4 protein-coding genes are annotated in these 6,351 nt (G+C 40.4%); 3 read left to right on the top strand and 1 reads right to left on the bottom strand.

Annotated elements, in window-relative coordinates; translation table 11 throughout:
- Positions 1-127: 127 nt before the first annotated feature.
- The gene (locus FFR48_RS24275; RefSeq protein WP_137669140.1) at positions 128-508 is read right to left on the bottom strand and encodes a tetratricopeptide repeat protein; all 381 of its coding nucleotides are present in this window, start codon (positions 506-508) and stop codon (positions 128-130) included.
- An 897-nt stretch (positions 509-1,405) separates the two neighbouring features.
- Here FFR48_RS24275 and FFR48_RS29675 point away from each other — a divergent pair.
- The 3 genes from FFR48_RS29675 to FFR48_RS24255 all read left to right on the top strand — a co-directional run bounded on the left by FFR48_RS29675 (position 1,406) and on the right by FFR48_RS24255 (position 6,228).
- Positions 1,406-3,787: a CHASE2 domain-containing serine/threonine-protein kinase gene (locus FFR48_RS29675; protein ID WP_236104164.1), complete on the top strand. Its 2,382-nt coding sequence runs from the start codon at positions 1,406-1,408 to the stop codon at positions 3,785-3,787.
- A 209-nt stretch (positions 3,788-3,996) separates the two neighbouring features.
- Entirely contained in the window at positions 3,997-5,481 is a 1,485-nt protein-coding gene (locus FFR48_RS24260; protein WP_137669139.1) for a UDP-N-acetylmuramoyl-L-alanyl-D-glutamate--2,6-diaminopimelate ligase, read from the top strand.
- 225 nt (positions 5,482-5,706) lie between these two features.
- The gene (locus tag FFR48_RS24255) at positions 5,707-6,228 is read left to right on the top strand and encodes a photosystem I assembly protein Ycf3 (protein ID WP_137669138.1); all 522 of its coding nucleotides are present in this window, start codon (positions 5,707-5,709) and stop codon (positions 6,226-6,228) included.
- The last annotated feature ends 123 nt before the right edge of the window (positions 6,229-6,351 follow it).

Raw genomic sequence — 6,351 nt, 5'->3', positions numbered from 1 at the left:
TAATTTATCAGACCCAAAATGCACAGTTTTTAAGGTATACCCTTCAAAAATCTTGCACTTTCTTTCCTCCTGATCAGCCTCAAACCTTTGATTTACGAGTATTTTGGGTTTATTCAGCAAGCCCTACCTATGATCTGTTGTTAATTGTCGGAAAGACGTGAAAAATGGTATTTTCGGGAGCTAAATTCATTGCTGTGTTGTAATCCTCAATTGCTTCTTGTTGATTACCGAGTTCTAGATGGGTTTGGCTGCGCCAATAATACAATAAAGGATTATCAGGATTAATGTTAATTGCTTGGGTGTAATCTTCTATTGCTCCTTGATAATCTTCTAATTTTTGGTGGCGAAACCTTGCGCTCTCTGTATAAATATCTGTACAGTTGGGATAAAGGATAATTGCTGTATTGAAATTTGCGATCGCCTCCTGTATATTGCCCTGGGCAAAACAGGCATAGGCTTTTTGAATATATAGTTCAATATCCAGTTGCTGTTGATGATTGCTGGTCACTTTTTTTTAGTGTTTCTGATTTGGTAAGCTAATAGCAGATTGCAGATCCGTGAGTTAGATAATTTAAGCTTAAACTCTGTCATCAAGCCAGTTTTACCCCTGTCTCCTGCTGTGTCTTGGATATTTTAACTGGGGCTTGCTAAATCATGCCAAGACGTAGATAAATAAACAGGTCAAGGATTTTTTGAAGTGAAACTAGCAGCAGGTTTTTGAAAGTAGGTGTGGCAAAATAGACTATTTTGAGGATGCAGTATGAAAAAATTATTGCCAACAGATGGGCTAAACCTTTGCAACACAGCCTATTATCTGCCTCTACGACAGGATTTTGTGCCTACGGCAACTACGCTTTAGCGAAGGTCTAGGAAGTGGCACAACGACCGTTAATTGATCCCTAACTAATATTTATTCATACAACAAGTTGTAGATAATAGATTAGGTCAATAAATCTAATCATATCACAAATGACGCTAGTGTAAACCCCTTGACCCTGAAACGAGACGCAAGCCCCAGGCTTTTAGACATGGGGATAAGTCGATAGCGACTTTAGTCGCATTAAAGCGATTGATTGGCTTTAGCCACATTCAAAATTGTATAGAATAATTCATCCAATCTTTATTAAAACTTCATGTTATTATACAGGACAATATCGAGAATCAGAAAAATGTCTAATTATGGATGCCAACAACACTTAATCAATATATTGATTTGTGTAGGCAGGAAATAGGGAATGGGGTGTAAGAAGTTTTTATCACTAGTACCGCTTCGCGGAAGTCACGCATTCAAAAGTCAAAAGTCAAAAATAATAGGTCGTAAGCTTTTTAGCGGTTGAGAATGGTTGGTTTATTTACGCCGTGCTGTACTAGTCTGAATTTAAATGTAGTTAAAGTTACCAAAAGTATGAAAACAAATATAGTACCTGAGTCTCAATTCATCCAAAAAGTCACTAAAATTATGGCAAAATCATGGAAACAGCCAGTTATTATTTGCAGTGCGATCGCCACAGTTTTAGTAGTGGGAATGCAGAAACTTGAAGTATTACAGACAATGGAGTTAAAGGTCTATGACCAGATGATGCAAATGCGTAGTGATCCAGGTCCTGATCCCCGCTTATTAATTGTCGCTATTACTGAACAAGATTTGCAAAAATGGAATTGGCCTTTATCTGGTGAAGTTTTAGATAGACTTTTGGGAAAATTGGAAGAATACGAACCTCGTGGTATTGGTTTAGATATTTTCCGTGATTTACCCGTACAACCTGGTCACGAAAAACTACTACAACGCTTACAACTAAGTGATATTATTATTCCCGTCTGTAAACACGCTGATGCTCAAAGTCCTGGTGTTTCACCTCCACAGGGAGTAGAACCCACAAGAGTCGGATTTAGTGATATCATCGAAGATACAGATGGTTTCATTCGGCGTAATCTGATCTCAGTTCAGGTAGACAAGTCTGAGAGTTGCCAAAGTCCCTATTCTTTTAGTTGGCAGTTAGCCCTCAAATACTTAGTAGTTGGAGGTATTCGACCCCAATTAACTGCGAACCAAGAATTGCAATTACGTGATGTTGTATTTAAAACTCTGGAAAGTAACTCTGGGGGTTATCAAAACGCAGATACCCAAGGCTACCAAATTTTACTCAATTACCGTTCCCCTCGTCAGATTGCTCAACAAGTTACTATTACACAGGTGCTTACGGGTAAAATAGAGCCAGATTTAGTTAAAGATCGCATCGTCTTAATTGGTTCTACTGCACCGAGCTTAAAAGATTTTTTTAATACGCCATTTAATAGCGGTACGGCTAATGATGCTGGTAGGATGACAGGAATAGAAATTCATGGGCAAATTATCAGTCAGATTCTCAGTGCAGTTTTAAATAACCAGCGTTTGTTTTGGTTTTTGCCTGCTTGGGGTGAAGTCCTTTGGATAGCTGCATGGTCTGTGATTGGGGGAGTTTTAGCAAGGCGTATTCGATATCCGTTAGTTTTAGGACTAGCAGAAGGAACATCTTTGGCAGTTTTATTTGGTACTAACTTTGTTATTTTTACTCAAGCAGGATGGTTGCCAGTAGTTGCTCCTGCTTTGGGTTTATTAGTTGCTACGGGTAGTGTCCTGGCCTACAGCTTGTATCAAGTCAAACAAGAGCAAGAAATAATCTTGCAGCGTATCCAAGAACAAGCAGATTTAATTGCTCAGTTGCAAGTCTATATGCTAGAAACTTCTAGTATGTCAAAAACCCAATGGATGGACGCAAATAACTCGGAGACTCAGATATCACACCAATCCGAGACTCAAATTATAGCAGAAACCCAATGGATGGACGCAAATAACTCGGAGACTCAGATATCACAGCAATCCGAGACTCAAATTATACCGCCAGATCAGGTGGCGACACCTGAGCATCGTCCTTTGGGACAAAAACTAGCTGTGAATACAACACTTAACCAATGTTATAAAATTACCAAGAGCTTAAGTAGTGGTGGATTTGGGAACACTTACTTGGCTCAAGATATTCAAAGAGTGGAAGATGCTCTATGTGTTGTTAAACAGTTGCGCCCTGCTAGTCAAGATCCACAATACCTTAATATTGTCAAACGGTTATTTAATAATGAGGCGTATATTTTAGAAAAGTTAGGCAAAAACCCCCAATTACCAGAATTTATTGCATCTTTTGAAGAAAATCGGGATTTTTATTTGGTGCAGGAATTTATTGATGGTCATCCCTTGACTCAGGAGTTGACTCCAGGAGTATCTTGTTCACGCGTTCAGGCGATAAATATACTCAAGGAAGTTTTACAAGTACTCATTTTTATCCATAACTATGGTGTTATTCACCGTGATGTCAAGCCTGATAACTTGATTAGACGCAAAAAAGATGCACGCATTGTTTTAATTGATTTTGGTGCTGTCAAACAAATTCAAACCCAAAATCAGCAAATGGAAAGTCATACAGTTGCTATAGGTACTGCTGGTTATACCCCTGGTGAGCAAATGAGTGGTATGCCAAGACTCAACAGTGATATTTATGCTTTGGGGATAATTGCTATACAAGCTTTGACTGGGCTATCTCCAAAAGTTTACCGTAGGGATGTTAAGACGGGTTTGATCACCATTCCTACAGTATCTGGATCAGGTGAACCAGTGTATCAGGATTGGTGGAAGGTGGCAGATACTACCCAAAAGTTGACACAAATACTGAACAAAATGGTACATCTTGACTTCACTCAAAGATATCAGTCAGCAGTTAGTGTGCTTAATGATATCAATAGGAATGTGCGATGAGAGTTTGCTGCTTATCAGTATGAAATTCCAGTTTTGTTTTTATCGAACCACAGAGACACAGAGAACGCAGAGGAGTTACAACCTATACCCCGTCCTTCTCCTCGCGCAAATGTTCGGCAGTTGGAACAATTGCTTTTAAAATATATTCCCAATACAGAAAATAATCATGCAGAATAGGCGCAAGGTTAGCTTGTGGCGAGGTGCGATATATGAATTTACGGGAATTATTGGCGGTTGTTAATGGTTTAGAATGTCCTCAGTCCGCTGATGTGGAAGTTCAGGGGATCAAAACTAACTCCCATGCTTGCGGTGTGGGAGATTTGTTTATCGGAATGCCAGGAACTAGAGTAGATGGGGGTGAGTTTTGGGAGAGTGCTTTAGCTGCTGGTGCTGTTGCTGCTATTATCTCTCCAGATGCGATCGCCAAATATCCACCTAAACAATCGGAAATGGTGATCAGTGCCAGTAACATGAATAAGGTCTGCGCGGAAATTTCCGCGGCTTTTTATGGTTATCCTGGACGAAGGCTCAAAATGGTGGGCGTTACCGGCACGAACGGTAAAACCACAACTACCCACCTGATTGAATATTTTCTCACAAAAGCTCATTTGGCGACGGCTTTGTTAGGAACTCTTTACACTCGTTGGCCTGGTTTTTCCCAAACTGCTGTTAATACTACTCCTTTTGCGGTAGACTTACAGCAGCGTTTAGCTCAAGCTGTTGATGCTGGATGTGAGTTTGGGGTAATGGAGGTTAGTTCTCACGGTTTATCTCAAGATCGGGTGTTGGGTTGTCCTTTTGAAGTCGCTGTATTTACCAATCTCACCCAAGATCATCTTGACTATCACAAGGATATGGAAGATTATTTTGGGGCGAAGGCTTTGTTATTTAGTCCTGATTATCTCCAAGGTAGAGCAATTATTAATGCTGATGATGAATATGGTAAACGTTTAATTGCTGGCTTAGGAAAAGATCGGGTTTGGACTTACAGCGTTAATGATCATACTGCTGATTTGTGGATGAGTGGTTTAAATTATCAGCCAACAGGTGTGAGCGGAATTTTACATACTCCTAAAGGTGATGTCGCTTTTAGTTCTCCTTTGGTGGGACAATATAATTTAGAAAATGTTTTAGCGGCTGTGGGTGCGGTTTTACATCTAGGTTTAGATTTACAGGTAGTGGCAAAATCTATACCTGATTTCCCTGGAGTGCCAGGAAGAATGGAACGGGTGCAAATTAGCGATCATCAAGATATTAGCGTAATTGTGGATTATGCCCACACTCCTGATAGTTTAGAGAATTTACTGAAAGCTGCTCGTCCATTTATACCGGGTAGAATGATTTGTGTGTTTGGTTGTGGAGGAGATAGAGACAGGACGAAACGCCCGAAAATGGGGAAAATTGCCGCAGAATTAGCGGATATTGCGGTGGTAACGTCAGATAATCCCCGCACAGAAAACCCTGATAAGATTTTAGAGGATATTTTGGCTGGTATTCCTGATGTTGTGCAAGCGGTGGTAATTGGCGATCGCGCTACTGCCATCCGTACTGCTATTTTGGAAGCTCAACCCGGTGATGGTGTATTATTGGCAGGTAAAGGCCACGAAGATTATCAAATTTTGGGTACGGAAAAAATTCATTTTGATGATCGAGAACAAGCACGGGAAGCTTTACAGGAAAGAGGTGACAGGTGACAGATGACAGGTGACAGGTGACAGCAAAGAGACAGGGAAGCAGGGAGTAGGAAGCAGGGGAGGTATGGGAGGAAAGGGAAGTTCATAACCCAGTCCCCAGTCCCCAGTCACCAGTCACCAGTCACCAGTCCCCAGTCACCAGTCCCCAGTCCCCAGTCCCCAGTCCCCAGTCACCAATCACCCAAAATCAGCTAGATTAACTTGTAGGTTAAAATAGGGGCAAATATGCCAAGAACACAGAAAAACGATAACTTTGTTGACAAGTCTTTTACCGTTATGGCAGATATTATTCTCAAAATACTGCCAACTAACAAAAAAGCTAAGGAAGCTTTTGTTTATTACCGTGATGGTATGTCAGCCCAAGCTGAAGGCGAATATGCTGAAGCTTTAGAATATTATGAAGAAGCTTTATCTTTAGAAGAAGATTCTAACGACAAGAGTTTTATCCTTTATAATATGGGTTTAATTTATGCTAGTAATGGCGATCATGAAAAAGCTTTAGAATTTTATCATCAAGCGATTGAATTAAACCCCCGTCTACCCCAAGCTTTAAATAACATCGCTGTAATTTATCACTACAAAGGCGAAAAAGCTAAAGAAGAAGGAGATAATGACGCTGGTGAAGCGTTGTTTGATCAGGCTGCGGATTATTGGATTAGAGCGATTCGTTTAGCTCCCAATAACTATATTGAAGCACAAAACTGGTTAAAAACTACCGGGCGATCGCAAATTGACGTATTCTTTTAATTTGGTGATTGGTGACTGGGGACTGGGGACTGGGGACTGGGGACTGGGTAAAAACTAAATTCTTACTATATATTCCCAATTCCCAATTCCCAATTCCCAATTCCCAATTCCCAATTCCCAATT

Origin of the sequence: Sphaerospermopsis reniformis, from assembly GCF_005402885.1 — a bacterium.
Lineage (GTDB): Bacteria > Cyanobacteriota > Cyanobacteriia > Cyanobacteriales > Nostocaceae > Sphaerospermopsis > Sphaerospermopsis kisseleviana.
The sequence above is the reverse complement of the archived record's forward strand: the minus strand, read 5'-3'. Positions and strand labels throughout refer to the sequence as shown.